Raw genomic sequence first — 25814 nt, 5'->3', positions numbered from 1 at the left:
TGCTGCTTCGCGGACCCCAGGGAGGCCTACCTCCCCAGGTCCTGCAACACCGCCTCCGCCGCGCGGCGCCCCGACGCGAGCGCGCCGTCGATGGACGCGTTCTCGCGGTGGTCTCCGCACACGTAGAGCCCCGCGGCCAGCCGCACGGGCCGGTGCGGCTCCACCAGCGCGGACGGAGGCTGCGCGGGCAAGGCCTCCGCGAGCGTGTACGTGCGCAGGTGCCGCCACGCGGACACCGCCGCGCCGAACCACTCCGTGAGCTGCGCGCGCACGCGCGCCTCCAGCGAGTCCGCGCCGCCCGCGTCGTCCACCACCGACACGGACACCAGCGCCTGGCCCGGGGGCGCGTACGCGGCGGACACCTCGCTCATCACCGCCACGTTGTTCACCGGCCCGCGCCCCTCGCCATCGAGCACGAGCCAGGGCCCCTCCACCGGCGGCTCCGGCGCCGCGAAGTACAGGCACGTCACGCGGTTCATGCGGGGCGCGGGCATGCCCACGAGCAGCGACGCCGCGCTGCTGGGGTCCGTCGCCACCACGACCGCGTCCGCGTGCAGCATCTCCCCACCCGGCAGGAGCACGCGGTGCCCCCACGCCTCCTCCACGCGCACGCGCATCCGCAGCGCGCCCGAGGGCAGCTTCGCCGCCAGTTGCGCGGGGATGGCGCCCATCCCCTGCGCGGGCACGGCCGCGTACCCCGTCGCGAACATCCGGAACACGAACTCCAGCATCCGGCTGGACGTCGTCAGCCCCCGCTCCAGGAAGATGCCGCCGAGGAAGGGCGTGAAGAACGCTTCGAGCATCTCCTCGGAGAAGCCCAGGTCCCGCAGGAAGCGCCGCGACTCCTGCTGGGGCCGCTGCCACAGGTCCTCCAACTCACCGGACGTGGCGTGCTGCCGCAGCTCCAATACGCGCAGCTTGTCCGCCAGCCCCCCTGGCGCGTCCAACAGATGTGACGCCGCCGTGACGGGACGCCGCAGCGGGTCCGCCAGCGTGTGCAGCCGCCCACCCCGCCACACCTTCGCGCCGGGGATGAAGCGTTGGAGTGAGAGGGCCTTCAGGTCCAGCACCCGCCGGCCTTCCGGGTAGGCGGTGAGGTACACTTGGAAGCCCCGGTCCAGCAGGAACCCCTCGTGCGAGTCGGTGCGCACTCTGCCGCCCGGCGCGTCCCCCGCCTCCAGCACGTGCGCGTCCACGCGCGCCTCGAGCAGCGCCGTCGCGCACGCCAGGCCCGCGAGCCCTCCCCCCACCACGATGACCCCGGGCCGCTTCGCCATGGTCCGCCTCCCGTCCGAGCGTGCGGACCCTGGCTTGATAACGCCAAGACGTGCAAGCGAGACTCTGGTTCGGTTGCGGGCATCCGACAGTTACGGCAAAGGTTGCCGTGTGCACGGTGCTCCAGGCACACCCACGCTGGCATTCGCCCGCGTGCCCTTTGGAGAGAAAGAGCAGGAGTTCCCCCATGTTGATCGTGATGCGCCCAGACGCGACGGCCCAGGACATCGAGCGAGTGAACGATGAGATCCGCCGCCGTGGCTGGCATCCGCACGCGATACCTGGGGGCTCTCGCACCGCCATCGGCATCACCGGCAACCCCGGCGCGGTGGAGCCGGAGCCCTTCCGCGTGCTCCCCGGCGTCGCGGACGCGGTCGCCATCTCCCAGCCGTTCAAGCTGGTCAGCCGCGAGGTGAAGCCGGAGGACAGCCTGGTGCGCGTGGGCGACCTCACGCTCGGCGGCGCCGCCATCCACGTCATCGCCGGCCCCTGCTCCGTGGAGTCGCGCGAGCAGATCATCTCCACCGCGCAGGCGGTGAAGCAGGCGGGCGCCACCATGCTGCGCGGCGGCGCGTTCAAGCCGCGCACCAGCCCCTATGAGTTCCAGGGCCTCAAGGGTGACGGCCTGGCGCTGCTCGCGGAGGCGCGCAAGGAGACGGGCCTGCTGGTGACGACGGAGGTGAAGGACACGGCGACGCTGGCCTCCGTCGCGGAGCACACCGACATCCTCCAGGTGGGCGCGCGCAACATGCAGAACTTCAGCCTGCTGGAGGCGGTGGGCGAGACGCGCAAGCCCGTGCTGCTCAAGCGCGGCATCAGCGCCACCATCAAGGAACTGTTGATGGCGGCCGAGTACATCGTCGCGCGCGGCAACACCCAGGTCATCCTCTGCGAGCGGGGCATCCGCACGTTCGAGAACATGACGCGCAACACGCTGGACCTGAACGCGGTGCCCATGCTCAAGGCGCTCACGCACCTGCCGGTGTTCGTGGACCCGTCGCACGGCATCGGCGTGCGCAAGGCGGTCCCCGCGATGATGCGGGCCGCGGTCGCCGCGGGCGCGGACGGCCTCATCGTGGAGGTCCACCCGGATCCGCCGCGCGCCCGGTCGGACGGCTTCCAGTCGCTGGACTTCTCCGAGTTCGAGAAGGCCATGGGTGAAGTGCGGGCCATCGCCCAGGCGATGGGACGCGAAACGGTCAGGCTGGGATAGGCCATGACTCTCAAGGAAGCGCTTGGCAGGGTGGTGAGCCGGCGCGACCTCTCCCGCGAGGAGATGGCCTCCGTCATGGGCCAGATGCTCGCGGGCGAGGCTTCCGCCGCGCAGGTCGGTGCGCTGGCGGCCGCGCTGCGCATGAAGGGGGAGACCGAGGACGAGATCCTCGGCGCGGCGGAGGCCATGCGGGCCTGCGCGGCGAGGATTGCTCCCCAGGCGGAGGTGGTGCTCGACACCTGCGGGACGGGGGGTGATGGGGCGCACACCTTCAACATCTCCACCGCGGTGGCCTTCGTGGCCGCCGGGGCGGGGGCGACGGTGGCCAAGCACGGCAACCGCGCGGTCTCCAGCCGCTGCGGCAGCGCGGACGTGCTGGCGGCGCTGGGCGTGTCCATGGAGCGGGCGCACGCGCAGGTGGCGCGCGACATCGACGAGCACGGGGTGGGCTTCCTCTTCGCGCCCTCGCACCACAGTGCGCTGAGGCACGTGGCGCAGGCGCGCAAGGACCTGGGCTTCCACAGCGTGTTCAACCTGCTGGGGCCGCTGACGAACCCCGCGGGGGCGCGCTACCAGCTCCTGGGCACGTTCGACCGGCAGCGCGTGGAGCAGACCGCGCGCGTGCTGGGGCGGCTGGGCAGCCGGCGCGCCTGGGTGGTGCACGGGCACGACGGGCTGGATGAGATTTCACCGTGCGCGCCCACGGAGGTCGCGGAGCTGTGCGCGGACGGCACCGTGCGCCGCTTCACGGTGACGCCGGAGGACGCGGGCCTGAGCACGGTGCCGCGCGAGTCCATCGCGGGAGGCGACGCGGAGGAGAACGCGAAGCGCCTGCGCGCGCTGCTCGCGGGAGAGCGCGACGGCGTGCGCACGGCGGTGCTGCTCAACGCGGCCGCCGCGCTGCTCATCGTGGGGCTGGTGGACACCCTGAAGGAGGGCGTGAAGCGGGCCGAGCACGCCATCGACTCCGGGGCCGCCGAACGCAAGCTCGCGGCGCTCATCCAGAGGGTCGCGGCATGACAACGTCCTCCTCGGCCGCGAAGCCCGTGGACGCGCCCGGCACGCTGGACGTCATCATGGCGCGCAAGCTCCGGGAGCTGGGCACCCGGCCTCCTCCCACGCACGGCGCGCATCCCCCGACGCGGGACTTCGCCCAGGCGCTGGTGCGGCGCGTGCTCGGACATCCGGTCAACGTCATCGCGGAGGTGAAGCGCAAGAGCCCCTCGGGCGGCGCCTTCCCGCACGCGGACGTGGTCGCGGTGGCCCGCTCCTACGAAGCCGCCGGCGCCTGCGCCATCAGCGTGCTCACCGACGGGCCGGACTTCGGCGGCAGCCTGGAGGACCTGGTCGCGGTCCGGGCCGCCGTCTCCATCCCCGTCCTGCGCAAGGACTTCCTCGTCGCCGCCAGCGAGGTCGAGGAGAGCGCGGCCTGGGGCGCGGACGCGGTGCTGCTCATCGCGGACGCGCTCGGGGACACGGAGCTCCGGGAGATGATCGCCGCCGCGAAGCAGGTGCGCGTGGCCGCGCTCGTGGAGGCCCACACGGAGGCGCACGCCGAACGCGCGCTCGCCGCGGGCGCCAGCATCATCGGCCTCAACAACCGCGACCTCGCCACGCTGAAGACGGACACCGGCACGGCGCTCCGGGTGATGCCCGCGCTGCGCGCCCGGTCCACCGCCCTGGTGGCGGAGAGCGGCCTCAAGAGCCTCGCGGACCTCACCGCCGCGCGCGACGCGGGCGCCAACGCCGTGCTCGTCGGCGAATCGCTCCTGCGCGACGCGGACCCCGGCCGGGCCCTGCGACGGCTGCTCGGGCTGGAAGGCGGCGGGACATGAGGACCCTGGTGAAGGTCTGCGGCGTGACGCGCGTCGAGGACGCCGAAGGCGTCTGGGCCGCGGGCGTGGACGCGCTGGGGCTCAACTTCCATCCAGGCTCCCCCCGCTTCGTGGACCTGGCCAGGGCGGTGAGCATCGCGCGCACCCGGCCCCCGCTGGCCGCCCTGGTGGGCGTGTTCGTCAACGCGACCCGCGACGACGTGCGCGTGCGCGTGCGCGAGTGCGGCCTCACCGCCGTGCAGCTCCACGGCGACGAGTCCCCCGAGGACTGCTCCGGCTACGGCGTGCCCGTCATCAAGGCGCTGCGCGTGCGCGGGCCGGACGACGTGGAGAAGGCCAAGAGCTACGTGGGCGTGGGCGATGTGTCGGGCCTGCTCCTGGACGGCGCGGCCCCGGGCTACGGCGGAGGCGGCGTCACCTTCGACTGGTCGCTGGTGAAGCAGCTTGCGCGCTGCGGCCTGCCCGTGCTGGTGGCGGGCGGCCTCAAGCCTTCCAACGTGGCCGAGGCCATGAGGGCCACCCGGCCCTACGGTGTGGACGTGGCCAGTGGAGTGGAGTCCTCCCCTGGCATCAAGGACCTGGACGCGGTGCGCGCCTTCGTGCGCACGGTCCGGTCCCTCAACCCCTGAGGAGTCGTGCCATGACGACGGACACTGCCGTGGGCCGCTTCGGCCGCTACGGCGGACGCTATGTGCCGGAGACCCTGGTCCCGGCGCTGCTGGAGCTGGAGGAGGCCTACGCGAAGGCGCAAGCCGACGCCTCCTTCGGCGAGGAGGTCACCCGCGTGCTGCGCGAGTACGTGGGCCGGCCCACCACGCTGACGCCCGCGCACCGCCTCACGGAGGCCTGGGGCGGCGCGAACGTGTGGCTCAAGCGCGAGGACCTGGCGCACACGGGCGCGCATAAAATCAACAACACCGTGGGCCAGGTGCTGCTCGCCCGGCGCATGGGCAAGAAGCGCATCATCGCGGAGACGGGCGCGGGCCAGCACGGCGTGGCCACCGCCACCGCGTGCGCGCTCTTCGGCCTGCCCTGCGAGGTCTTCATGGGCGCGCTGGACGTGGAGCGCCAGGCGCTCAACGTCTTCCGCATGCGCGCGCTGGGCGCGGTGGTGCGGCCGGTGGAGTCGGGCTCGCGCACGCTCAAGGACGCGATGAACGAGGCCATGCGCGTCTGGGTGTCGCAGGTGCAGGACACCTACTACGTCATCGGCAGCGCGGCGGGCCCGCACCCCTACCCCACCATCGTGCGTGACTTCCAATCCGTCATCGGCCGGGAGATTCGCGCCCAGACGCTGGCCACGATGGGCCGGCTGCCGGACGCCATCATCGCGTGCGTGGGCGGCGGCTCGAACGCCATCGGCGCGCTGCACCCCTTCATCCCGGACACGGCGGTGCGGCTCGTGGGCGTGGAGGCCGCGGGCCACGGCCTGGACTCCGGCCAGCACGGCGCGTCGCTGACGCTGGGCACGGAGGGCGTGCTGCACGGCTCGCGCTCGCTGGTGCTCCAGGACGAGAACGGCCAGATTCAAGAGGCGCACAGCATCTCCGCCGGCCTGGACTACCCGGGCGTGGGGCCGGAGCTGGCGCACCTGGCGAAGACGGGGCGCATGGAGGTGCGCACCGCGACGGACGACGACGCGCTCGCCGCCTTCTACGAGGTCGCGCGCACGGAGGGCATCCTCCCCGCGCTGGAGACGTCGCACGCGTTCGCCGCGGCGCGCGCGCTGGCCCGCGACCTGGGCAAGGGCAAGCACCTGGTCATCAACTGCTCGGGCCGGGGTGACAAGGACGTGGCGACCATCTCGGCGCGCGGCGTGCCGCCGGCCACGGGGGTGAAGTCATGAGCACGGAGCTGGGCAAGGCGTTCGCGAAGGCGAAGGCCCGGGGAGAAGGCGCGCTGGTGGCGTACGCGATGGCGGGCGACCCGGACCTGCCGAAGTCCGTGGACGTCTTCGCCGCCATGGTGGAGGGCGGCGCGGACGTGCTGGAGATCGGCGTGGCGTTCAGCGACCCCATCGCGGACGGCCCCGTCATCCAGGCCGCGTCCGAGCGGGCCCTGAAGGCCGGCGCCACGCTGCGCCGCGTGCTGGATGAGGTCGTCCCGGAGGTGCGCCGCCGCTGCCCGGAGACGCCGCTGGTCATCATGACGTACGTCAACGTGGTGATGGCCATGGGAGAAGAGCGCTACGCGAAGCTCGCGCGCGAGCGGGGCATCGCGGGCACCATCCTCCCGGACCTGCCGCCGGAAGAGAGCGCGAGCATCCGCGCCGCGTTCGACAAGGAGGGCGTGGACCTGGTGCCCCTGTGCGCGCCCACCACGCCGCCCGCGCGCGCGGAGGCCATCGCGAAGGACGCGAGGGGCTTCGTCTATTGCGTGTCCGTGGCGGGCGTCACCGGCATGCGCTCGGAGCTGCCGCCGGACCTGTCCCAGCGGCTGGACCTGGTGAAGCGCGCCGCGTCCGTGCCGGTGGTGGCGGGCTTCGGCATCTCCAACGCGGACACGGCCCGGCCGCTGGTGGCCCACGCGGACGGCGTCGTCGTGGGCAGCGCGCTGGTGAAGGCCGCCCACTCGGACGGCCCGGCCGCGGCGAAGCAGCTCTGCGCGGACATCAAGCGCGGCCTGAAGCGCTAAGGTCCCGCTCCACGCGCCGGCCCGTCGCCGGCGCCTGGAGACCGGACATGCACACCCCGCCCATCCTGGGACCCACCCTCGAAACGCCGCGCCTCATCCTGCGCCCGCCCACGCTCCAGGACCTGGAGGGCTTCGTGGCGATGATGGCGGACGAGGAGACCGCGCGGTACATCGGCGGCCTCCAGCCCCGCTCCAACGTGTGGCGCGCCGTCTGCACCATGGCCGGCTCCTGGGCGCTCCAGGGCTTCGCCATGTTCTCCGTGTTCGAGAAGGCCACCGGCAGGTGGGTGGGCCGGCTGGGGCCCTGGCAGCCCGCGGAGTGGCCGGGCCCGGAGGTCGGCTGGGGCCTGTCGCGCGACGCGTGGGGCAAGGGCTACGCGACGGAAGGAGCCGCGGCCACCATCGACTGGGCCTTCGACCACCTCGGGTGGACGGAGGTCATCCACTCCATCTCCCCGCCGAACGAGCCCTCGAAGCAGGTGGCCCGCCGGCTGGGCTCGCGCTTCCTGCGCATGGGCATGCTGCCGGCGCCCTACAACGACCACCCGGTGGAGCTCTGGGGCCAGAGCCGCGAGGAGTGGCGGACACGCAAGCGGTAGTACAGATTGGCGCCATGAACACACGCGCCCCCCAGGTGGTCCTCGTCCGTCACGGTGAGACGGAGTGGAGCCGCAGCAGCCAGCACACCGGCCGCACGGACCTGCCGCTCTTGGAGGAGGGCCGCCAGATGGCGGAGCGGCTCCGCGCGCCGCTGGGCAAGTGGCGCTTCGCCGCCGTGTGGACCAGCCCGCTGATGCGCGCGTGGGAGACGTGCGTGCTCTCGGGCTACGGCGACGTGGCCCAGAAGAAGGACGACCTGATGGAGTTCGACTACGGCGACTACGAGGGCCGCACCGGCGCGGACATCCGCACCACGCGCCCGGACTGGACGCTGTGGAAGGACGGCGTGCCCAACGGAGAGACGCTGGAGCAGGTGGGCGCCCGCGCCGACCGCATCATCGCGGAGGCGCGCGCCCTCCAGGACGACGTGCTCCTCTTCTCGCACGGGCACATGCTGCGCATCCTCGCCTCGCGCTGGCTGGGCCTGCCCCCGGACGGAGGCAGGCTGTTCCACCTGGGCACGGCGTCCATCAGCGTGCTGGGCTCCGAGGCCGGCGGCAGGCAGCCGGTCCTCGTGAGCTGGAACGACACCACGCACCTGCGGGAGTGACGGACCGCTACAGCTTCCCCTCCAGGAAGTTGCGCACCAGCGACGGGCCCTCCGGCGTCAGCACGCTCTCCGGATGGAACTGCAGGCCCACCACCGGCCGCGTGCGGTGGCGCAGCGCCATCACCAGGCCGTCCTGGCTCCACGCGGTGGCCTCCAGCTCCGCGGGCATGGACTGCGCCGCCACCACCAGCGAGTGGTAGCGCGCCGCCTGGAAGCCCTGCCGCACGCCGGTGAAGACGCCGGTGCCGTCATGGCGGATGTGCGCCGCCTTGCCGTGCACGGGCTCCGGCGCGCGCACCACCTGCCCGCCGAACGCCGCGCCAATGGACTGGTGCCCCAGGCACACGCCCAGCACCGGCACGCGAGACTGGGAGATGGCCGCCACGCTCACCCCGGCCTCGTGCGGCGTGCACGGCCCCGGGGACACCACCAGGTGGGACGCGCCCGACGCCGCGATGCCCGCGACGTCCAGCGCGTCGTTGCGCACCACCTTCACCTCCGCGCCCAGCGTGTAGAGCAACTGCACCAGGTTGAAGGTGAACGAGTCGTAGTTGTCGATGACGAGGATCACCGCCCACCTCCTTCGCGAGCCAGGCGCAGCGCGGCGGCCATGGCGCCCGCCTTCGCCTCCGTCTCGTCCGCTTCCTTCATGGGGTCCGAGTCCGCCACCAGCCCCGCCCCGGCGGTCCACATCGTGCGGTCGCCGTCCACGAAGAAGGTGCGCAGCGCGATGGCCACGTCCAGCGTGCCGCAGAAGGACAGGTAGCCCACCGCGCCGGCATAGGGCCCGCGCCGCATGGGCTCCAGCTCGTCGATGATCTGCATCGCGCGGATCTTGGGCGCGCCCGACACGGTGCCCGCGGGGAAGGTGCTCGCCAGCGCGTCCAGCGCGTCGAAGCGCGAGGTGTCCAGCTTGCCGCGCACCTGGGACACGATGTGCATCACGTGGCTGTAGCGCTCGATGATCATCAGGTCCTCGATGCGCACCGTGCCCGGCGCGGCCACGCGGCCCACGTCGTTGCGCCCCAGGTCCACCAGCATGATGTGCTCCGCGCGCTCCTTCTCGTCCGCGAGCAGCTCCTTCTCCAGCGCCTGGTCCTCGGCCTCGGAGCCGCCCCGGCGGCGCGTGCCCGCGATGGGCCGCACCACCACGTCCCCGTCGCGCACCTGCACCAGCAGCTCCGGCGACGCGCCCACCAGCGCGCGCGCCTCGCCCAGGTCCACCAGGAACAGGTACGGCGACGGGTTCACCCGCCTGAGCGCCCGGTAGAGCGACAGCGGGGGGATGGCGCCCTTCGCCTCGAACCTGCGCGCGAGCACCGCCTGGAAGCAGTCGCCCGCGCGCACGTACTCCTTCACCTTGTCCACCGCCCGGGCGTAGCCCTCGCGGTCCCAGCACGCGACGGGGGCCGGCGCGTTCTTCTGCGCGGGGACGGCGGCGTAGGCCTCCGGCGGCAGCGGCCGGCGCAGCTTCTCCGCCAGGCCTTCCGCGCGCGCCTCCGCGTCCTTCAGCGCCGCCGCCACGCTGCCGTGCAGCGCGGGCCGCGCGATGGAGATGGCCTTGAGCGTCTGGGTGCGCGTGTCGTGGGTGACGAAGTCCTCCGCGATGAGCCACTCGGAGTCCGGGAAGCCCGTGTCGCGCGGGTGGCGGTCCGGCACGCTCGGCTCGAACCACGACGTGGCGTTGTAGCCCAGGTAGCCCACGAGCCCGCCCAGGAACGGCGCCTCGCCCGGCAGCGTCGCCACGGACAGCTCGCGCCACAGCGTGCGCAGCACGTCCAGCGGCCGGCCCTCGCGGCGCTCCTCCTGCGAGCCACGCCACAACGTGAGCCCGTCCCGGTCCAGCCGCACGCGGCCCGCCGGATTCACGCCCACGTGGCTGTAGCGCCCGAAGCGCTCGCCGCCGTAGCACGACTCGAGGATGAAGCCGCGGCTCCCACCGCCCAGCTTCAGGTATGCCGACAGCGGCGTATCCAGGTCCGCCGGCAGCTCCACCGACACCGGCACCGCCTGTCCCGCCTCCGCGCGCTGCCGGTAGGCTGCCTTCCGCTCCTGCGCATCCATGGTCGATTGCCCTGACCCCTCTTCCATCACCCGGAGGGGCGCCCGGGTGCCCGGCCTTCCGGGCCCTGCACCTACGGCTTCGCGACGGGCTTCGCCTGGGCGAACACGCCGTCCTTCCACTGATAGACCTCGCGCTCCGTAACCTTCTGGGGCTTGCCTTCTTCCTCCTCCTCGACGTTCGTGCGCACCACCAGCGCGCGCTTCTCGGCCGGCTGGAAGGAGACCTCGAAGGTGCTCTCGTTCGGGGGGTCCATCAGCCCGCCCAGCTCCAGCGCCACCTTCGCCTTGCCCAGCACGCCCGGCTTCCCGTTGGCCCCGGTGTAGCTCACGTAGGACGTGACGAAGTCGCCGCAGCGCTCCGGCGCGGAGTCCAGTTGGAGCAGCGGCACGCCCGCCTGCTTCGCGGGCACCAGCTTCACCGTCACCGGACCGCCCCGGCCCTCGCCGTACGCCGTGGACGCCACCGCCACGTCCACGCTGCTCACCCGGCGCGGCGGCTTCACGCCCGGCTCCAGCACTCGAACGCGCGCCTTGAACTCGTTGCTCATCACCACCGTGGCCACTTCCATCTCGCCGTCGCCGTCCAGGTCGGCCTCGAAGCGGAACGGCGTGAGCGTGTTGCCGAAGACCCAACCGGTGACGGGGGCCGCGCCCTTCGCGTCCACGACGGACACCTGGTACCAGGTGTTGACGTACTCGCCGACCTTCGCGCGCTCCCCCGCCTTCACGACCTTCACCGGCGTGCCCAGCATCAACGTCCGCACCACGGACGCGTCCGCCGCCGCGCTCGCGCGCAGGTTCGCCTCGTCCACGCCCAGGTAGACCGTCTGACCGGCGGTGAAGGCGGTGAACCCGAAGGACGCCGGATCCGGCGCGCCCTCCTCCACCACGGAGGCGCTGTATTCGAGCACGGCGTCCGGCGCCGGAGGGGACTGCGCCAGGGTGAGGGCCAGGAGGAGCGCGGACGGCGTCATCGCGAAAGGGTCCGAGGTGGAGGGTTTCCCCGGGTTTATCCCCTGTCCACGCCCACCATCCAAGGGGCCCTCCGGTCCCTGGCTTCGTCGTTTGGAGCGCAAGCATGGCCAGGACGGACGCCCGCCCCCTTGTCAGCGGAGCACGGAGGAGGGTCCGGCCGTGGGTGGCCCCTGCTCCAAGGCCTCGTTACCTCTAGAGGACCGTGGCCACCGCGACCCACCAGGAACGAACGCCGCTGGTTTCCGTGACGCCGCAGGGGCTGTACTGCCAGGCGGGGAACTTCCACATCGACCCGTGGCGCCCGGTGGAGCGGGCGCTCGTCACGCACGCGCACGGCGACCACGCCCGGAGCGGGAGCCAGCGCTACCTGGGCGCCGCTCCCGGACGGGGCCTGCTGCAACGCCGACTGGGCGCGGACGCGGTCATCGACACGCTGGAGTACGGCGAGGCGCTGAAGGTGGGCGACACCACCGTGAGCTTCCACCCGGCGGGCCACGTGCTGGGCAGCGCGCAGATCCGCGTCGAGCACCGGGGCGAGGTGTGGATCATCTCCGGCGACTACAAGCGCACGCCGGACCCCACCTGCGCGCCCTTCGAAGTGGTGCGCTGCCACACCTTCATCACGGAGGCGACGTTCGGCCTGCCCATCTACCGCTGGGATGACACGGGCCTCGTGGCCCAGGACATCCTGCGCTGGTGGGACGCGAACCGCGAGGCGGGCCGCTCCGCGGTGCTCTTCTGCTACGCGCTGGGCAAGGCGCAGCGCCTGCTGGCGGAATTGGGAAAGCTCACGGACCGGCCGGCCTATGTGCACGGCGCGGTGAACGGGCTCGTCACCGCGTACCGCGAGGCGGGCGTCGCGATGCTGCCCACGCAACTGGTGTCGGAGACGGAGAAGGGCGCGTCCTTCGCGGGCGCGCTGGTGCTGGCGCCGCCGAGCGCGGCCGGCTCCACGTGGATGCGCCGCTTCGGTGAAGCGGAGACGGGCTTCGCGTCGGGGTGGATGCGCGTGCGCGGCAACCGGCGCCGCCGTGGCTACGACCGGGGCTTCGTGCTCTCCGACCACGCGGACTGGCCGGACCTCCTGCGCACGGTGGCGGGCACGCGGGCGGAGAAGGTGCTCGTCACGCACGGCTACACGGACCCCTTGTCGCACTACCTGCGGGAGCGGGGCGTGGACGCCTCGCCGCTCGCCACGCCCTTCGAGGGCGAAGCGGAGGACTGACGCGTGCGAGCCCTGGCCGACCTCTACGACACGCTCGACCAGACCACCTCCACCAACGCCAAGGTGGAGGCGATGGCGCGCTACTTCCGGACGACGCCGCCGGAGGACGCCGCCTGGGGCCTGTTCTTCCTCACGGGCCAGAAGCTCAAGCGGCTGCTCACGTCGAAGCTGCTGGTGGGCTGGACGCAGGAGCTCACGGGCATCCCGGACTGGCTCTTCGACGAGGTCTACGCGTCGGTGGGAGACCTGGCGGAGGTGATTGCCCTGCTGCTCGACGGCGCGAACCTCCCGCCCGAGCACGCCGAGGAGCTGCCCCTCTCCCGCTGGTTGGAGGAACGCCTGTTGCCCCTGCGGGGCCTGGACGCGGCGGAGCAGCGCGAGCGCGTGGTGGGCTGGTGGAGGTCCATGCCCCGCCGCGAGCTCTTCCTCCTCAACAAGATGCTCACAGGCGAGCTGCGCGTGGGCGTGTCCAACACGCTGGTGGTGCGAGCCATCGCGCAAGTGACAGGCCTGCCCCCGCCCAGCGTGGCGCACCGGCTGATGGGCACGTGGACGCCGACGAAGGCGTTCTTCGAACAGCTCGTGGCGCCGGACGTCTCGGACGGGCACGTGTCGCGCCCGTATCCCTATTACCTCGCGTCACCGCTGGAGCAGCCGGCGGAGTCGCTGGGCGAGTTGGGTGACTGGCTCGTCGAATGGAAGTGGGACGGCATCCGGGGCCAGCTCATCCGCCGCCAGGGCGACGTGTTCCTCTGGAGCCGGGGCGAGGAGCTGATCACCGAGCGCTTCCCCGAAATCACCGAGGCCGCCCGGGCCCTGCCCGAAGGCACGGTGCTGGACGGCGAGGTGATGGCCTACGAGGACGGCGTCCCCCTGCCCTTCGCCCGGCTCCAGCGCCGCATTGGCAGACAGAAGCTCACGCCCAAGGTGCTGGCGGAGGCCCCCGCCGCGTTCGTCGTCTACGACCTGCTGGAGCAGGACGGGAAGGACGTGCGCGAGCTGCCCCTGCGCGAGCGGCGCGCGAGGCTGGAGGCGCTGCTCAAGGACCACCCGCGCTTCCCCATCTCCCCCACGGTGACGGCTCCGTCGTGGGAGGCGCTGGCGGAGCTGCGCAAGGAGTCCCGCGCGCGCAACGTCGAGGGCTTGATGATCAAGCGCCTGGACTCGGTGTACCAGACGGGGCGCAAGCGCGGCGATTGGTGGAAGTGGAAGATCGACCCGTACACCGTGGACGCGGTGCTGCTCTACGCGCACCCAGGCCACGGCCGGCGCTCGTCGCTCTACACGGACTACACCTTCGCGGTGTGGAACGGCGAGGACCTGCTCCCGGTGACGAAGGCCTACTCGGGCCTCACCGACGAGGAGATCAGCCGGCTCGACCGGTGGATCCGCGCCCACACGCGGGAGAAGTTCGGCCCTGTGCGCTCGGTGGATCCAGAGCAGGTGTTCGAGCTGCACTTCGAAGCCATCGCGCCGTCTCCACGCCACAAGTCGGGCGTCGCCCTGCGCTTCCCACGCATCGCCCGCTGGCGCGCGGACAAGACGGCGAGGGACGCGGACACGCTCGACTCGTTGAAGGGGCTGCTCCATGCCGCCCACTAGGCCCCGCCGCAATCGCATGCGCGGCAAGCACGCGCCGGAGAAGCAGGCCGAGAAGCCCCCACGAACCCGAGCGAGGAAACCCGCGCCCCGGCCCCCCTCTCCCTACCAGGGCACGCCGCTGGCTCAGCTCCGGCAATGGTTCGCCGCCAGGGGCTGGACGCCGTATGCCTTCCAGGAAGAAGCCTGGGCGGCCTACGCGCGAGGAGACAGCGGCCTCATCCACGTGCCCACCGGCGCGGGGAAGACCTACGCGGCCTACCTCGGCCCGCTGGCGGACGTGGCCGAGCGAAACGAGAAGGGGCTTCAAATCCTCTACCTCACGCCCCTGCGAGCCGTGTCGCGTGACGTGGAGCAGGCCCTGCGCGAACCGTTGATGGCCCTGGACGCGGACCTGGAGGTGGAGAGCCGCACGGGAGACACGTCCTCCTCCGTGCGCCAGCGTCAGCGCGAACGCCTGCCCCAGGTGCTCATCACCACGCCGGAGTCCCTGTCGCTCCTCCTGACGCAGGAGCAGGCCGCGGAGAACTTCGCCTCGCTGCGCGCCGTCATCGTGGACGAGTGGCACGAACTGCTCGCCTCCAAGCGGGGCACCCAGGTGGAGCTGGCCCTGGCCCGCCTGCGTCACTTCGCGCCGGGCCTGCGCATCTGGGCGCTGTCCGCCACGCTCGCCAACCTGGACGAGGCCGCGCGCACCGTCGTGGGCACGGACCACGAGCCCACGCTGGTGAGCGCGGACCTTCAGCGCCCGGTGGACGTGGAGACGCTGCTGCCAGCGGAGGTGGACACCTTCCCGTGGGCCGGGCACCTGGGCTTCTCCATGTTGCCGCGCGTGGCGGACTGGCTGGATCCCACGCAGTCCACGCTCCTCTTCACCAACACGCGCTCCCAGGCGGAGCGCTGGTTCGAGGGGCTGCGCTTCCTTCGCCCCGAATGGGAGCACCTGCTCGCGCTGCACCACGGCTCCATCGACCGCGAGGAGCGCGAGCGCGTGGAGGGAGGCCTCAAGGACGGAAGCCTGCGCCTCGTCGTGTGCACGTCGTCCCTGGACCTGGGCGTGGACTTCGGCCCGGTGGAGCGCGTCATCCAGATAGGAAGTCCCAAGGGCATCGGCCGCACGCTCCAGCGCGCGGGCCGCAGCGCGCACCGCCCCGGCGCCACGTGCCGCATCCTCTTCGTCCCCACGCACGCACTGGAGCTGGTGGAGATGGCCGCCGCCCGCGACGCCATCGCGCGCCGCGAGGTGGAGCCACGCACGCCGCTGTCCAAGCCGCTCGACGTGCTGGCCCAGCACCTGGTGACGTGCGCGCTGGGAGGAGGCTTCACCCGCGAGGCCCTGCGCGACGAGGTCCGCACCGCGACAAGCTACGCGTCCCTCACCGACGAGGAGTTCGACTGGGCGCTCGCCCTGGTCCGCGAGGGAGGCCCCACGCTGCGCGCCTACCCGGAGTTCCGCCGCGTGGTGGAGGTGGACGGCCGCTTCCGCGTGCCCGACGTGCGCCTCGCCCGGCTGCACCGGCTCAACATCGGCACCATCACGTCGGACGCGTCCGTGCGGCTCCGCTACTGGAGCGGCGGCACCCTGGGCACGGTGGAGGAGTCCTACGTCAGCCGCCTGAAGCCCGGAGACACCTTCCTCTTCGCGGGCCGCCGTCTGGAATTCAGCCACTTCAAGGACATGACGGCGTACGTGAAGCCCGCGAAGGCCAAGGCCACCCAGACGCCGCGCTGGGGCGGCAGCCGCCTGCCCCTGTCCACCTCGCTCGCGTCCGCGATGCGCCGCACGCTGGAGGCCGCGCGCCAGGGCGACGTCACAAGGGACGAGGTCGCCGCCGCCTGGCCCATCCTCGACGCGCAGGCCCGCCTGTCCCGCATCCCCGGCGACGGCGGCTGTCTGGCGGAGACCTGCCGCACGCGGGACGGCCACCACCTCTTCCTCTATCCCTTTGAAGGAAGGCTCGTGCACGAAGGGCTGGCGGCGCTGCTCGCCCTGCGCCTCACCCGCCTGCAGAAGGCCACCTTCAGCCTGTCCGTGAACGACTACGGCCTGGAGCTGCTCACCCCCACGCCCTTCCCCTTCGACGAAGCGCTGCGCCCGGCCCTCTTCACCCGCGAGCGGCTGGTGGAGGACATCCTGGAGAGCGTGAACCTGAGCGAGCTCGCGCGCCGGCAGTTCCGCGACATCGCCCGCGTCGCCGGACTGGTGATGCCGGGCCTGCCCGGAGCGCGCAAGTCCACCCGCCAGGTCCAGGCCAGCGCCGCGCTCCTCTATGACGTCTTCGTGAAGTACGACCCGGACAACCTCCTCCTGCGTCAAGCACGCCGCGAAGTGCTGGAACATCAGTTCGAGCAGGGCCGGCTCGCGCGCACCCTGGAGCGCCTGGAGGCGCACCCCGTGGAGGTCGTCCACGTCCACCGGCCCTCGCCGCTGGGCTTCCCGCTCGTCGTCGAGCGCATCAGCGCCAGCGTGTCCAACGAATCCCTGCTGGACCGCGTGCAGCGCCTCAAGGAGCGATGGTCCCAGGCCGATGCCAGACCCGCGTAGCGGACGCGGACGTGGAGCTGCTCCCGGAACGGGCCTTGCACTGGCCCCAGGCCGGCGTGCTCGCGGTGGCCGACCTGCACTGGGGCAAGACGGAGTCCTTCCAGCAGCACGGCATCCCCCTGCCCCTGGGGGTCCTGGATGACGACCTGGCCCGCCTCTCCTCCGCCCTCACCGCCACCGGCGCCCGGCGCCTCCTTTTGGTGGGGGACCTGGTGCACTCGCGCCAGGGGCTCACCACGGATGTCATCAGCCGCGTGAATACCTGGCGTGAAACACATGCTTCACTAGAAGTCGTGCTGATACGCGGCAACCATGACCGGCACGTGCGGACCCTCCCGCCGTCCTGGAGGATGGAGGACCGCGTGGAGGCATGGGACGAAGGCCCGTTCCGCTTCGCCCACCACCCGGAGCCGGCCGCCGGGCGCTACGTCTGGGCCGGGCACCTGCACCCCATGGTGCGGCTGTCGGGCGGGGAGGACCGGCTGCGGCTGCCCTGCTTCCACCTGGGCCCCGGCGTGGGCGTCCTGCCCGCGTTCAGCGCCTTCACGGGGGGCATGGACATGCGGCGGGGCAGGAAGGACCGCGTCTACGCCGTCGCCGGCACCGCGGTGGTGGAGCTGTAGCGCCACGCGCTCCGGCGACCCGGACTCCCAGTCGCCGCGCTCCATGCGTGGCGCGGACCGTCGCACCCTGTAGCGCGCGCCCTGAAAGCGATTGAGCGCAGAGGGAAACGGGCCCTCGCGCAAAGCTCCCTTCCGATCGCCAGAAGCGGGATTCATCACCGCGCGCGGACAACTTGTCGCAACCACCCCAGAAGGTGCTAAGCGCTCCTTATTCCCACTCCCCACAGAATGGTTGACACTGCCGTGCTCATGGTTGATGGTCCCGCGCCGCATTGGGTCGGGAAATGCATGAGGGACCCGCGCCCACGGCACCATCCTAGAGGTTCGTTGGACGTGACTGCCTTGCCGTCTGAGCGCCAGGAGCCACCCCCCGCCCGGTCCACCGGGACCGGGACGGCCCCCCTGACTTCCGCGCCGAACGGTTTTCCTGCGTCCGCCCCTGCTTTCATGTCGCCTTCAGTCCTCTTGCCCCTGGTCCTGGTATGAGCGGCCCTCTCTTCCCACGCTGGACGAATACGGTGTCGCGCCTGTCGGCCGCGATGCTCCTCGCCGTGCCCGCCATCGCCATCGGCGGCCTCTTGGCCTACGTGCGCAGCCCGCTCGTGACCAATCAGGCCCGCCCGGTGGAACAGCCCATCGAGTTCGACCACCGGCACCACGCCGGTGACGAGCAGATCGACTGTCGCTACTGCCACTGGACGGTGGAGAAGTCCCCGTCGGCGGGCATCCCCTCCACCACCGTGTGCATGTCCTGCCACGCGCAGGTGTGGAACAAGAGCCCGTACCTCACCGAGGTCCGCAAGGCGTTCTTCGCCGACCAGCCCATCCCCTGGGTCCGCGTCCACAACCTGCCGGACTTCGTCTACTTCAACCACTCCATCCACGTGGGCAAGGGCGTTGGCTGCGCCACCTGCCACGGCCGCGTGGATCAGATGGGCGCCATCGAGCAGTCCGCGCCGCTGACGATGAGCTGGTGCCTGGACTGCCACCGCAACCCCGGCCCCAACCTCCGGCCCCCGGAGTTCATCACCAGCATGACCTGGGCGCCCCCGGCGGATAAGGCGGAGGCCTCGGCCCTCGCCGAGACGCTCATCAAGGAATACGACGTTCACTCGCGCACGAGCTGCTCCACATGCCACCGATGAACACCAAGCCTGACAGCGCGCCCGCGCAGGAAACCCCCTCGTCCTTCGCGCTCCCGGTCGTTACGGGCCGCAACGAGGCCGCCCCCCACGCGCACGCCCACGACGACGTCGTGAACGAAGCGCTCGAGCACGCCTCCACCCGCGCCGTCCCGGCGGAAGGCGCGTACGGCAAGACGTACTGGCTCGGCCTGGAGGAGAAGCTCGCCACGCCGGAGTTCCTGGAGGAGACCCGCCCGGAGTTCCCCGTCGGCGCGGACCTGCCCCCCACCGGCTTCGCCCGCCGCGAGTTCATGCAGCTCCTGGGCGCGTCGCTCGCCCTGGCCGGCGCCACCGCGTGCAGCACCCGTCCGCAGGATGAGCGGATGGTGGCGTACACGAAGACGCCGCCGGAAGTGACCCCGGGCAACCCGCTGCACTACGCGTCCGGAATGACGCTCGGAGGCCACACCTCCGGCCTGCTCATCACCGCGCGCGAAGGCCGCCCGGTGAAGATCGAAGGCAACCCCCAGCACCCCATCAACCAGGGCGCTGCCGGCGTCTTCGAGCAGGCGTTCCTGCTCTCGCTCTATGACCCGCAGCGCGCCCGCGTGCTGCGGCAGGGCAACAACCCCCGCTCGCTGCGCGTGCTGGCCGAGGACATCTCCGCCCTCGTGAGCCAGAAGGCCGCGGCCGACGGCGGCAGCCGCCTGCGCTTCCTCACGGAGCCCATCAGCTCCCCGACGCTGCGCGACGTCACGGGCCGCATCCAGAAGAAGCTGCCCAACGCGCGCTTCCACACGTTCTCGTCCATCACGGACTCCGCCGCCGCGCAGGCCAACCGCGCGCTGTTCGGCCAGCCGGTCCAGGCCCTCTACGACCTGAGCCGCGCGGACGTCATCGTCTCCCTGGACGCGGACTTCCTGGAGAGCCGCCCGGAGAACCTGGCCCTCAACCGCCAGTTCGCGGACCGCCGCGACCCGAAGAACGGCGAGCTCAACCGCCTGTACGTGGCGGAAGCCCGCATGTCGATCACCGGCGGCATGGCGGACCACCGCCTGCGCGTGAAGTCCGCCGAGGTCTTCGGCATCGCCGCCGCGCTGGCGCAGGCCGTGGGTGGCCCCGCCGCCAGCCTGGGCGCCGCCGCCTCCGGCAAGGCCGGCGCGCCGAGCGCGAAGGTCTCCTCGTGGGTGGAGGCCGTGGCCCAGGACCTCAAGTCCAAGGCCGGCCGCTCCGTGGTGCTCGCCGGTGAGCGCCAGCCCGCCGCCGTGCACGCGCTGGCGCAGGCCATCAACGCCGCGCTGGGCAACGTGGGCACCACCGTGAAGCTGGTCCCCGCCGCCGCTCCGGAGGCCTCGGGCCTGTCGGAGATCAGCGCCCTGGTCGCGGACATCAAGGCCGGCAAGGTGGACACGCTGGTCATCACCGCCACCAACCCCGTCTACGTCCTGCCGGTGGACGCGGGCTTGGCGGAGGTGCTGGACCCCAAGCAGAACGCCAACCGCAAGGCGCTGTCCGTCCTGTACGCGGGCCACTACGAGGACGAGACCTCCAAGTTCGCCGACTGGTTCGTGCCCCTGGCGCACCAGTTGGAGACCTGGAGCGACGGCCGCGCGGTGGACGGCACCGTCAGCATCGCCCAGCCCCTCATCCAGCCGCTCTTCAACGGCGTGCCGGAGATGGAGCTGTTCGCGCTGTTCCTCGACGAGCCCTTCCGCCCCGCCTACCAGTTGGTGCGCGACTACTGGGCCGCGCAGGGTGGCGAGGCCGGCCGCGGCGACTTCGAGACCCGCTGGGAGACCTGGGTCTCCGAGGGCGTCGTCCCCGGCAGCGTCGCCGCCGCGCTGACGGCCACCCCGGACACGGGCGCCGCCTCGCAGTTGGTCGCCGCCTACCAGCCGCCCGCGGCCGGTGAGCTGGAGATCAACTTCGTCCACGACTACCGCGTCCTGGACGGCCGGTTCGGCAACAACGCGTGGCTCCAGGAGACGCCGGACCCCATCACGAAGATCGTCTGGGAGAACGCCGCCATCCTCAGCCCGGCCACGGCCAAGAAGCTGGGCCTGGAGAACAACCACGTCGCGGAGCTGGAGTACGGCGGGCGCAAGCTGCAGGTCCCCGTCACCATCCTCCCCGGCAACGCGGACGACACCGTCACCGTGGCCCTGGGCTACGGCCGCACCGGCCTCCACGAGGTCGTGGCCAAGGACATCGGCTTCAACGCCAACCTGCTGCGCAGCGTGAACGCCCCCTGGTTCGACGGCGGCGCCCGGCTGACCAAGGTCCGCGGCAGCCACAAGTTCGCCCGCACCCAGTACCACTGGCGCATGGAGGGCCGCCCGCTGGCGCTCGACATGTCCGTCAGCGAGCTCAAGCACCCGTCCAAGGAGACGGAGCACACGCTGGAGCGCGTCCAGGCCAAGTACGAGCTGGGCAAGCAGAACAACCTGCCGGACTTCGACTACGCGAAGACCCCGCAGGAGGGCTACAAGTGGGGCATGTCCATCGACCTGTCGCGCTGCACGGGCTGCAACGCGTGCGTCGTGGCGTGCCAGGCGGAGAACAACATCCCCGTCGTCGGCAAGGAGCAGGTGGGCCGCGGCCGTGAGATGAACTGGCTGCGCATCGACCGCTACTTCCAGGGCGATGAGAACGACCCCGCCATGGTCATGCAGCCCGTCGCGTGCGTGCACTGCGAGAAGGCCCCCTGCGAGTACGTCTGCCCGGTGAACGCCACCGTGCACTCGGACGAGGGCCTCAACGACATGGTGTACAACCGCTGCATCGGCACGCGGTACTGCTCCAACAACTGCCCGTACAAGGTCCGCCGCTTCAACTACCTGCACTACACGCAGGGCAAGACGCCGACCGAGAAGATGCTGATGAACCCGGACGTCACGGTGCGCAACCGCGGCGTCATGGAGAAGTGCACCTACTGCGTGCAGCGCATCGAGCGCGTCCGCATCAACGCCCGCGTCGAGAAGCGCCTCATCCAGGAGAAGGAGCTCCAGACGGCGTGCCAGCAGACCTGCCCCACGCAGGCCATCGCCTTCGGCTCCCTGGCGGACCCCGCCCAGCGCGTCACCCAGCTCCACGAGGACGAGCGTGCCTACCGGCTGCTGCACGAGCTGGGCACCCGCCCCCGCACCGCCCACCTCATCCGCCTGCGCAACCCCAACCCTGCCCTCGTGCCCGCCGCCCCTGCTGAAGCCGCGCCGGCGCATGAAGGAGGTCACTGACCGTCATGGCCGAGACCGCACACGCACTCCCGCTCGACCCCCTCGAGCCCCGGGACCTCGTCGCGCCGCACCACGACGACAAGTCCCTCAATGAAACGCTGCTCGACCATGTCTGGCGCAAGCCCGGCAAGGGCTGGTTCATGCTGCTGGGCATCACGTCCGCGGCGCTGGGCCTGCTGGTCGTCGGTGTCACGTACACCCTCGCGCGCGGCATCGGCGTGTGGGGCAACAACCAGCCGGTGGGCTGGGCGTTCGACATCATCAACTTCGTCTGGTGGGTCGGTATCGGCCACGCCGGTACGCTCATCTCCGCCATCCTCCTGCTCTTCCAGCAGAAGTGGCGCACGAGCATCAACCGCTTCGCGGAGGCCATGACGCTGTTCGCGGTCATGTGCGCGGGTCTCTTCCCGCTGCTCCACACGGGCCGTCCCTGGTTCGCCTTCTGGCTGTTCCCCTACCCCAGCACCCTGGGCGCCTGGGCGCAGTTCCGCTCGCCGCTCGTGTGGGACGTGTTCGCCATCTCCACGTACCTCACGGTGTCCGCCCTGTTCTGGTTCGTGGGCCTCATCCCGGACCTGGCCGCCCTGCGTGACTCGTCCAAGACGAAGCTGCAGCGCACCATCTACGGCCTGTTCGCCCTGGGCTGGCGCGGCTCCGGCCGCCACTGGCACAACTACAAGATCGCCTACCTGCTGCTGGCCGGCCTCTCGACGCCGCTCGTGGTGTCCGTGCACACCATCGTGTCGTTCGACTTCGCCGTCTCCCAGATTCCGGGCTGGCACGCGACCATCTTCCCGCCCTACTTCGTGGCCGGCGCCGTGTTCAGCGGCTTCGCGATGGTCATCACCCTCATCGTGCCCGCCCGCAAGTACCTGGGCCTCCGGGACGTCATCACCGACCGCCACCTGGAGAACATGAACAAGGTCATCCTGGCGACGGGTCTGCTCGTGTCCTACGGCTACCTGATGGAGCACTTCATCGCCTGGTACTCCATGAACCAGTACGAGTTCTGGACCTTCTACGTGAACCGCGCCACGGGCCCCTACGCCGGCGTGTACTGGCTGATGATCGCCTGCAACGTCATCACCCCGAACATCTTCTGGTTCAAGAAGGCCCGCACGAGCATCCCCATCATGTGGGTGGCCTCCATCGCGGTGAACATCGGCATGTGGTGCGAGCGCTTCATCATCATCGTGACGTCGCTCTCCCAGGACTTCCTCCCCTCGTCGTGGGACATCTACACGCCGACCTGGGTGGACTGGTGCATCTACATCGGCACGCTGGGCCTGTTCGGCACCCTGTTCCTCCTGTTCCTCAAGTTCGTTCCCGCCGTCGCGGTGAGCGAGGTGAAGGAGCTCCAGTTGGAGCTCAAGCACGCCGCCCACGCCGCCCATGGCAACGGACACCACGGCTCGGACGCCGCGGCCACCCACGGAGCGCACTAGCATCATGGAAGCCAAGGTCCTTGATTCCTGGGTGTTGGCCGAGTTCGCCACTCCGGAAGCCCTCGTCTCCGCCACGCAGCAGATGCGCGAGAAGGGCTTCCAGGGGATGGACACCTACTCCCCCTACCCGCTGCACGGCGGGTCGGAGGCGCTGGGTCTGCCGCCCTCTCGCGTGCCCTTCATCGCCCTGGGTGGCGGCCTCACCGGCATGGTGACCGCCCTCACGATGCAGACGTGGATGAACACCATCGACTACCCGCTCAACGTCGGCGGCCGTCCGCTCCTGAGCCTCCCGGCGTGGGTGCCCATCACGTTCGAATTGAGCGTGCTGTTCGCCGCGTTCGGCATCTTTTTCGGCCTGCTCGGCCTGAGCAAGCTGCCGCAGCCCTACCACCCGGCCTTCGAGTCGGAAGAGTTCCGCAGCGCGTCCACGCACGGCTACTGGCTGAGCATCCCGCACCCCACGGGGACGGACGCCGCGGACGTCAAGAACCAGTTGACGGCCCTGGGCGCGACCCACGTGACCGTCGTCTCGGGAGAGAACGAATGAGGTGGCTCATCCCCGCCGCCGGGCTCGCCGCGCTCACGGGCTGCAACGTCAGCTCGGAGTTCCTCCAGCGCATGGAGACCCAGGCCAAGTACGAGTACTACGAGACGTCCGAGTTCTGGCCGGACGGCCGCGCCATGCGCGTGCCCCCCGCCGGCACCGTCCCGCGCGAGCGGCCGGTGGGCAACCCGGGCATCTCCACGGGCCGCGCCAACGGCGTGGCCGTGAACGCCATCCCCCTGCCGGTGGACAAGCACCTGCTGGAGCTGGGCCAGAAGAAGTACAACATCGTCTGCTCGCAGTGTCATGGCGTGCTCGGCGACGGCAACAGCGTCGTCGCGGAGAACATGGCCCTGCGCCTGCCCCCGTCCCTGCTGGAGCTCGCGGACAAGCCGGCCGGCCACTTCTACACCGCCATCAACGAGGGCTACGGCATCATGCCGTCCTTCTCGGGTGAGCTCGACACGCGTGAGCGCTGGGCCGTCGTCGCCTACGTGCGCGCGCTGCAGGCCGCCCGCAGCACCGCCGGGACGCAGCCCGTCCCGCAGGAGAACCGATGACTGCCATGGAGCGCTACACCGGCACGCCCAAGCTGATGGTGCCCGCGTTCGGCCTGGGCGTGGTGGGCCTCGTGCTCACCGCCGTGGGCTTCTTCATGAACCCCGAGGCGACCAGCTTCAGCTACCTCTTGGGCTTCACCTACTGGGTCGGCATCAGCGTGGCCGCCCTCATCATGCTGTGCATCTTCCACACGGCGAAGGCGAAGTGGCCCATCGTCCTGCGCCGCGCCATGGAGACCATCTCCATCGCGGTGCCCGTCTTCGCGGTGCTCATCCTCGCCCTCATCCCGATGATGAAGTACCTCTACCCCTGGGTGGACGGCTCGCCGCTGGCGGCCCACATCCACGGCATCGAGGTGGAGCACCTGGCCCACAAGAAGGCCCACTACCTGAACCTGGGCTTCTTCGCCGTCCGTCAGGTCATCTACTTCGCGGTGTGGATCTTCGTCTCGCACCGGCTGTACGGCTGGAGCACCCAGCAGGACGACGTCGGCGGGCTGGAGCTCACCGTCAAGCAGCGCAAGTTCTCCCCGGGCGCCCTGCCCTTCCTGGCGCTGACCATCACCTTCGCGGCCTTTGACTGGCTGATGAGCCTCACCCCGCTGTGGCAGTCCACCATCTTCGGCGCCTACTACTTCGCCGGCAGCTTCCTGGCCGCCTTCTGCGTCCTCACGCTGGCCACGGTGCGCGCCCAGGGCAAGGACCTGTACGGCAGCCTGGTGAAGACGTCCCACCTGCACAACCTGGGCAAGCTCATCTTCGCCTTCACGGCGTTCTGGGCCTACATCGGCTTCTCCCAGTTCCTGCTGGTGTGGATCGCCAACATCCCGGAAGAGGCCCCCTGGTACGGCCTGCGCATGTACGGCCCGTGGCGGAGCGTCTCCATCGTCATCTTCTTCGGTCACTTCGTGCTGCCGTTCTTCACGCTGCTGTCACGCAAGCTGAAGGAGAAGCCCGGGACCCTGGCGGTGGCCGCCACCTACATGCTTCTCATGCACGCCGTGGACCTGTATTGGCTCATCTGGCCGGCGTTCTCCGGTGAGGCCGGTCCGACGTTCCACTGGACGATTCTCACGGCCTTCGTGGGCGTGGGCGGGGTCTCGGTGGGCTACGCCCTGTTGCGGGCGCGCGGTCGGTACACCTTCCCGGTGAAGGACCCCTACATCGCGGAGTCCCTGAGGTACGTGCAGCCATGAAGAAGACCCAGTCCGAAGTCGAATCGCGGGTCATCGTCGGCGCGCATGGCGTGGCGGCCGAGGAAGACCACCTCGTCATGGGGAAGATCGTGGGCATCGGCGTCGGTGCCATGGTCCTCTTCCTCGCGGGCGCGGTGTGGGCCTGGCGCATCCAGGTCGTGACCATGCAGGAGGCCCAGCCGGACGGTCCTCCTCCTCGTCCCGCCGCGGTGGGTCAGTACGAGATCGGCATCGTGAACCAGCGCCTGTTCGAGCAGGACTGGCGCGCGGCGGAGAAGATTGGCGGCCAGCACCAGGCGCTGAAGAACGGCTGGGGTGACCAGCCAGGCGTCGCCGCCCACAAGCCGCTGGGCCAGGCCATGGACCAGGTCATCACGACCGAGGCCCAGAAGGCCCGCGAGCCCGCCCCGGCCCCCACGCCGGCCCCGGCTTCCCCCGAGGCTCCGGCGCCCGCGCCGCACACGGCCCCCCCGGCCCCGGCCCCGAAGAAGTAGGCTCCCACCCGCTC

Annotated in this window: 23 protein-coding genes; 19 read left to right on the top strand and 4 right to left on the bottom strand. The window is 71.1% G+C overall.

The window, feature by feature from the left end:
- Window positions 1-26: 26 nt before the first annotated feature.
- Window positions 27-1277 (bottom strand): NAD(P)/FAD-dependent oxidoreductase, encoded by a 1251-nt coding sequence (locus K8556_RS06435; RefSeq protein WP_223739119.1) that lies wholly within the window; start codon window positions 1275-1277, stop codon window positions 27-29.
- A gap of 185 nt (window positions 1278-1462) precedes the next feature.
- On the opposite strand from K8556_RS06435, the gene aroF reads away from it, so the two are divergent.
- From aroF to K8556_RS06395, 8 genes are read left to right on the top strand one after another with little or no spacing between them, the layout of a single operon-like run.
- Window positions 1463-2488, top strand: coding sequence for a 3-deoxy-7-phosphoheptulonate synthase (gene aroF, locus K8556_RS06430; protein WP_223739118.1), 1026 nt, complete (start codon window positions 1463-1465; stop codon window positions 2486-2488).
- Window positions 2489-2491: 3 nt separating this feature from the next.
- Window positions 2492-3508, top strand: coding sequence for an anthranilate phosphoribosyltransferase (trpD, locus tag K8556_RS06425; RefSeq protein ID WP_223739117.1), 1017 nt, complete (start codon window positions 2492-2494; stop codon window positions 3506-3508).
- The gene (locus tag K8556_RS06420) at window positions 3505-4323 is read left to right on the top strand and encodes an indole-3-glycerol phosphate synthase TrpC (protein ID WP_223739116.1); all 819 of its coding nucleotides are present in this window, start codon (window positions 3505-3507) and stop codon (window positions 4321-4323) included. Before trpD ends, K8556_RS06420 begins: the two co-directional genes overlap by 4 nt.
- Window positions 4320-4952, top strand: a complete 633-nt coding sequence (locus K8556_RS06415) for a phosphoribosylanthranilate isomerase (protein ID WP_223739115.1) — start codon at window positions 4320-4322, stop codon at window positions 4950-4952. Before K8556_RS06420 ends, K8556_RS06415 begins: the two co-directional genes overlap by 4 nt.
- An 11-nt stretch (window positions 4953-4963) precedes the next feature.
- The gene (trpB, locus tag K8556_RS06410) at window positions 4964-6169 is read left to right on the top strand and encodes a tryptophan synthase subunit beta (RefSeq protein WP_223739114.1); all 1206 of its coding nucleotides are present in this window, start codon (window positions 4964-4966) and stop codon (window positions 6167-6169) included.
- Window positions 6166-6957 (top strand): tryptophan synthase subunit alpha, encoded by a 792-nt coding sequence (trpA, locus tag K8556_RS06405; protein WP_223739113.1) that lies wholly within the window; start codon window positions 6166-6168, stop codon window positions 6955-6957. The genes trpB and trpA overlap by 4 nt, the downstream gene beginning before the upstream one ends.
- 47 nt (window positions 6958-7004) lie before the next feature.
- Window positions 7005-7556 carry a GNAT family N-acetyltransferase gene (locus K8556_RS06400; protein WP_223739112.1) on the top strand — a complete coding sequence of 184 codons (552 nt, stop codon included), beginning with the start codon at window positions 7005-7007 and terminating at the stop codon, window positions 7554-7556.
- 14 nt (window positions 7557-7570) lie between these two features.
- A complete protein-coding gene (locus K8556_RS06395; protein WP_223739111.1) occupies window positions 7571-8167 on the top strand; it encodes a histidine phosphatase family protein in 597 nt (198 codons plus the stop codon).
- A 7-nt stretch (window positions 8168-8174) separates the two neighbouring features.
- Here K8556_RS06395 and K8556_RS06390 read toward each other — a convergent pair whose 3' ends face one another.
- The 3 genes from K8556_RS06390 to K8556_RS06380 all read right to left on the bottom strand — a co-directional run bounded on the left by K8556_RS06390 (window position 8175) and on the right by K8556_RS06380 (window position 11205).
- The gene (locus K8556_RS06390) at window positions 8175-8738 is read right to left on the bottom strand and encodes an aminodeoxychorismate/anthranilate synthase component II (RefSeq protein ID WP_120620477.1); all 564 of its coding nucleotides are present in this window, start codon (window positions 8736-8738) and stop codon (window positions 8175-8177) included.
- Window positions 8735-10231 carry an anthranilate synthase component I family protein gene (locus K8556_RS06385; protein ID WP_223739110.1) on the bottom strand — a complete coding sequence of 499 codons (1497 nt, stop codon included), beginning with the start codon at window positions 10229-10231 and terminating at the stop codon, window positions 8735-8737. Before K8556_RS06385 ends, K8556_RS06390 begins: the two co-directional genes overlap by 4 nt.
- 71 nt (window positions 10232-10302) lie before the next feature.
- Window positions 10303-11205: an SH3 domain-containing protein gene (locus K8556_RS06380; protein WP_223739109.1), complete on the bottom strand. Its 903-nt coding sequence runs from the start codon at window positions 11203-11205 to the stop codon at window positions 10303-10305.
- Between the two features lie 203 nt (window positions 11206-11408).
- Here K8556_RS06380 and K8556_RS06375 point away from each other — a divergent pair, with 203 nt between their 5' ends.
- From K8556_RS06375 to K8556_RS06325, 11 genes are all read left to right on the top strand, one after another.
- Complete coding sequence (locus tag K8556_RS06375) at window positions 11409-12431, top strand: ligase-associated DNA damage response exonuclease (protein ID WP_223739108.1); 1023 nt, start codon at window positions 11409-11411, stop codon at window positions 12429-12431.
- A gap of 3 nt (window positions 12432-12434) precedes the next feature.
- Complete coding sequence (locus K8556_RS06370; protein WP_223739107.1) at window positions 12435-14033, top strand: ATP-dependent DNA ligase; 1599 nt, start codon at window positions 12435-12437, stop codon at window positions 14031-14033.
- The gene (locus K8556_RS06365) at window positions 14020-16575 is read left to right on the top strand and encodes a ligase-associated DNA damage response DEXH box helicase (protein ID WP_223739106.1); all 2556 of its coding nucleotides are present in this window, start codon (window positions 14020-14022) and stop codon (window positions 16573-16575) included. The genes K8556_RS06370 and K8556_RS06365 overlap by 14 nt, the downstream gene beginning before the upstream one ends.
- Window positions 16545-17198, top strand: coding sequence for a ligase-associated DNA damage response endonuclease PdeM (gene pdeM / locus K8556_RS06360; protein WP_223739105.1), 654 nt, complete (start codon window positions 16545-16547; stop codon window positions 17196-17198). Before K8556_RS06365 ends, pdeM begins: the two co-directional genes overlap by 31 nt.
- A 482-nt stretch (window positions 17199-17680) precedes the next feature.
- Window positions 17681-18343 (top strand): cytochrome c3 family protein, encoded by a 663-nt coding sequence (locus K8556_RS06355; RefSeq protein ID WP_120620483.1) that lies wholly within the window; start codon window positions 17681-17683, stop codon window positions 18341-18343.
- Window positions 18340-21558 carry a TAT-variant-translocated molybdopterin oxidoreductase gene (locus K8556_RS06350; RefSeq protein WP_223739287.1) on the top strand — a complete coding sequence of 1073 codons (3219 nt, stop codon included), beginning with the start codon at window positions 18340-18342 and terminating at the stop codon, window positions 21556-21558. The genes K8556_RS06355 and K8556_RS06350 overlap by 4 nt, the downstream gene beginning before the upstream one ends.
- 5 nt (window positions 21559-21563) lie before the next feature.
- Window positions 21564-23003 (top strand): NrfD/PsrC family molybdoenzyme membrane anchor subunit, encoded by a 1440-nt coding sequence (gene nrfD / locus K8556_RS06345; protein WP_223739104.1) that lies wholly within the window; start codon window positions 21564-21566, stop codon window positions 23001-23003.
- 4 nt (window positions 23004-23007) lie between these two features.
- Window positions 23008-23553 carry a DUF3341 domain-containing protein gene (locus tag K8556_RS06340; protein WP_206788838.1) on the top strand — a complete coding sequence of 182 codons (546 nt, stop codon included), beginning with the start codon at window positions 23008-23010 and terminating at the stop codon, window positions 23551-23553.
- Window positions 23550-24110 carry a cytochrome c gene (locus K8556_RS06335; RefSeq protein ID WP_014399396.1) on the top strand — a complete coding sequence of 187 codons (561 nt, stop codon included), beginning with the start codon at window positions 23550-23552 and terminating at the stop codon, window positions 24108-24110. Before K8556_RS06340 ends, K8556_RS06335 begins: the two co-directional genes overlap by 4 nt.
- Window positions 24107-25306, top strand: a complete 1200-nt coding sequence (locus K8556_RS06330) for a hypothetical protein (RefSeq protein WP_223739103.1) — start codon at window positions 24107-24109, stop codon at window positions 25304-25306. The genes K8556_RS06335 and K8556_RS06330 overlap by 4 nt, the downstream gene beginning before the upstream one ends.
- Complete coding sequence (locus tag K8556_RS06325; protein WP_223739102.1) at window positions 25303-25800, top strand: hypothetical protein; 498 nt, start codon at window positions 25303-25305, stop codon at window positions 25798-25800. The genes K8556_RS06330 and K8556_RS06325 overlap by 4 nt, the downstream gene beginning before the upstream one ends.
- The last annotated feature ends 14 nt before the right edge of the window (window positions 25801-25814 follow it).

Origin of the sequence: Corallococcus sp. AS-1-12 (genome assembly GCF_020036995.1) — a bacterium.
Taxonomy (GTDB): Bacteria; Myxococcota; Myxococcia; order Myxococcales; family Myxococcaceae; genus Corallococcus.
The sequence above is the reverse complement of the archived record's forward strand: the minus strand, read 5'-3'. Positions and strand labels throughout refer to the sequence as shown.

Coding starts and splice junctions, on each gene's coding strand:
- K8556_RS06415 (WP_223739115.1), top strand. CDS start 4,320: ATGAGGACCCTGGTGAAGGTCTGCGGCGTGACGCGCGTCGAGGACGCC.
- nrfD (WP_223739104.1), top strand. CDS start 21,564: ATGGCCGAGACCGCACACGCACTCCCGCTCGACCCCCTCGAGCCCCGG.
- K8556_RS06355 (WP_120620483.1), top strand. CDS start 17,681: ATGAGCGGCCCTCTCTTCCCACGCTGGACGAATACGGTGTCGCGCCTG.
- pdeM (WP_223739105.1), top strand. CDS start 16,545: ATGGTCCCAGGCCGATGCCAGACCCGCGTAGCGGACGCGGACGTGGAG.
- K8556_RS06385 (WP_223739110.1), bottom strand. CDS start 10,231: ATGGATGCGCAGGAGCGGAAGGCAGCCTACCGGCAGCGCGCGGAGGCG.
- K8556_RS06380 (WP_223739109.1), bottom strand. CDS start 11,205: ATGACGCCGTCCGCGCTCCTCCTGGCCCTCACCCTGGCGCAGTCCCCT.
- aroF (WP_223739118.1), top strand. CDS start 1,463: ATGTTGATCGTGATGCGCCCAGACGCGACGGCCCAGGACATCGAGCGA.
- K8556_RS06350 (WP_223739287.1), top strand. CDS start 18,340: ATGAACACCAAGCCTGACAGCGCGCCCGCGCAGGAAACCCCCTCGTCC.
- K8556_RS06330 (WP_223739103.1), top strand. CDS start 24,107: ATGACTGCCATGGAGCGCTACACCGGCACGCCCAAGCTGATGGTGCCC.
- K8556_RS06340 (WP_206788838.1), top strand. CDS start 23,008: ATGGAAGCCAAGGTCCTTGATTCCTGGGTGTTGGCCGAGTTCGCCACT.
- K8556_RS06335 (WP_014399396.1), top strand. CDS start 23,550: ATGAGGTGGCTCATCCCCGCCGCCGGGCTCGCCGCGCTCACGGGCTGC.
- K8556_RS06325 (WP_223739102.1), top strand. CDS start 25,303: ATGAAGAAGACCCAGTCCGAAGTCGAATCGCGGGTCATCGTCGGCGCG.
- trpD (WP_223739117.1), top strand. CDS start 2,492: ATGACTCTCAAGGAAGCGCTTGGCAGGGTGGTGAGCCGGCGCGACCTC.
- trpB (WP_223739114.1), top strand. CDS start 4,964: ATGACGACGGACACTGCCGTGGGCCGCTTCGGCCGCTACGGCGGACGC.
- K8556_RS06435 (WP_223739119.1), bottom strand. CDS start 1,277: ATGGCGAAGCGGCCCGGGGTCATCGTGGTGGGGGGAGGGCTCGCGGGC.
- K8556_RS06365 (WP_223739106.1), top strand. CDS start 14,020: ATGCCGCCCACTAGGCCCCGCCGCAATCGCATGCGCGGCAAGCACGCG.
- K8556_RS06395 (WP_223739111.1), top strand. CDS start 7,571: ATGAACACACGCGCCCCCCAGGTGGTCCTCGTCCGTCACGGTGAGACG.
- trpA (WP_223739113.1), top strand. CDS start 6,166: ATGAGCACGGAGCTGGGCAAGGCGTTCGCGAAGGCGAAGGCCCGGGGA.
- K8556_RS06400 (WP_223739112.1), top strand. CDS start 7,005: ATGCACACCCCGCCCATCCTGGGACCCACCCTCGAAACGCCGCGCCTC.
- K8556_RS06420 (WP_223739116.1), top strand. CDS start 3,505: ATGACAACGTCCTCCTCGGCCGCGAAGCCCGTGGACGCGCCCGGCACG.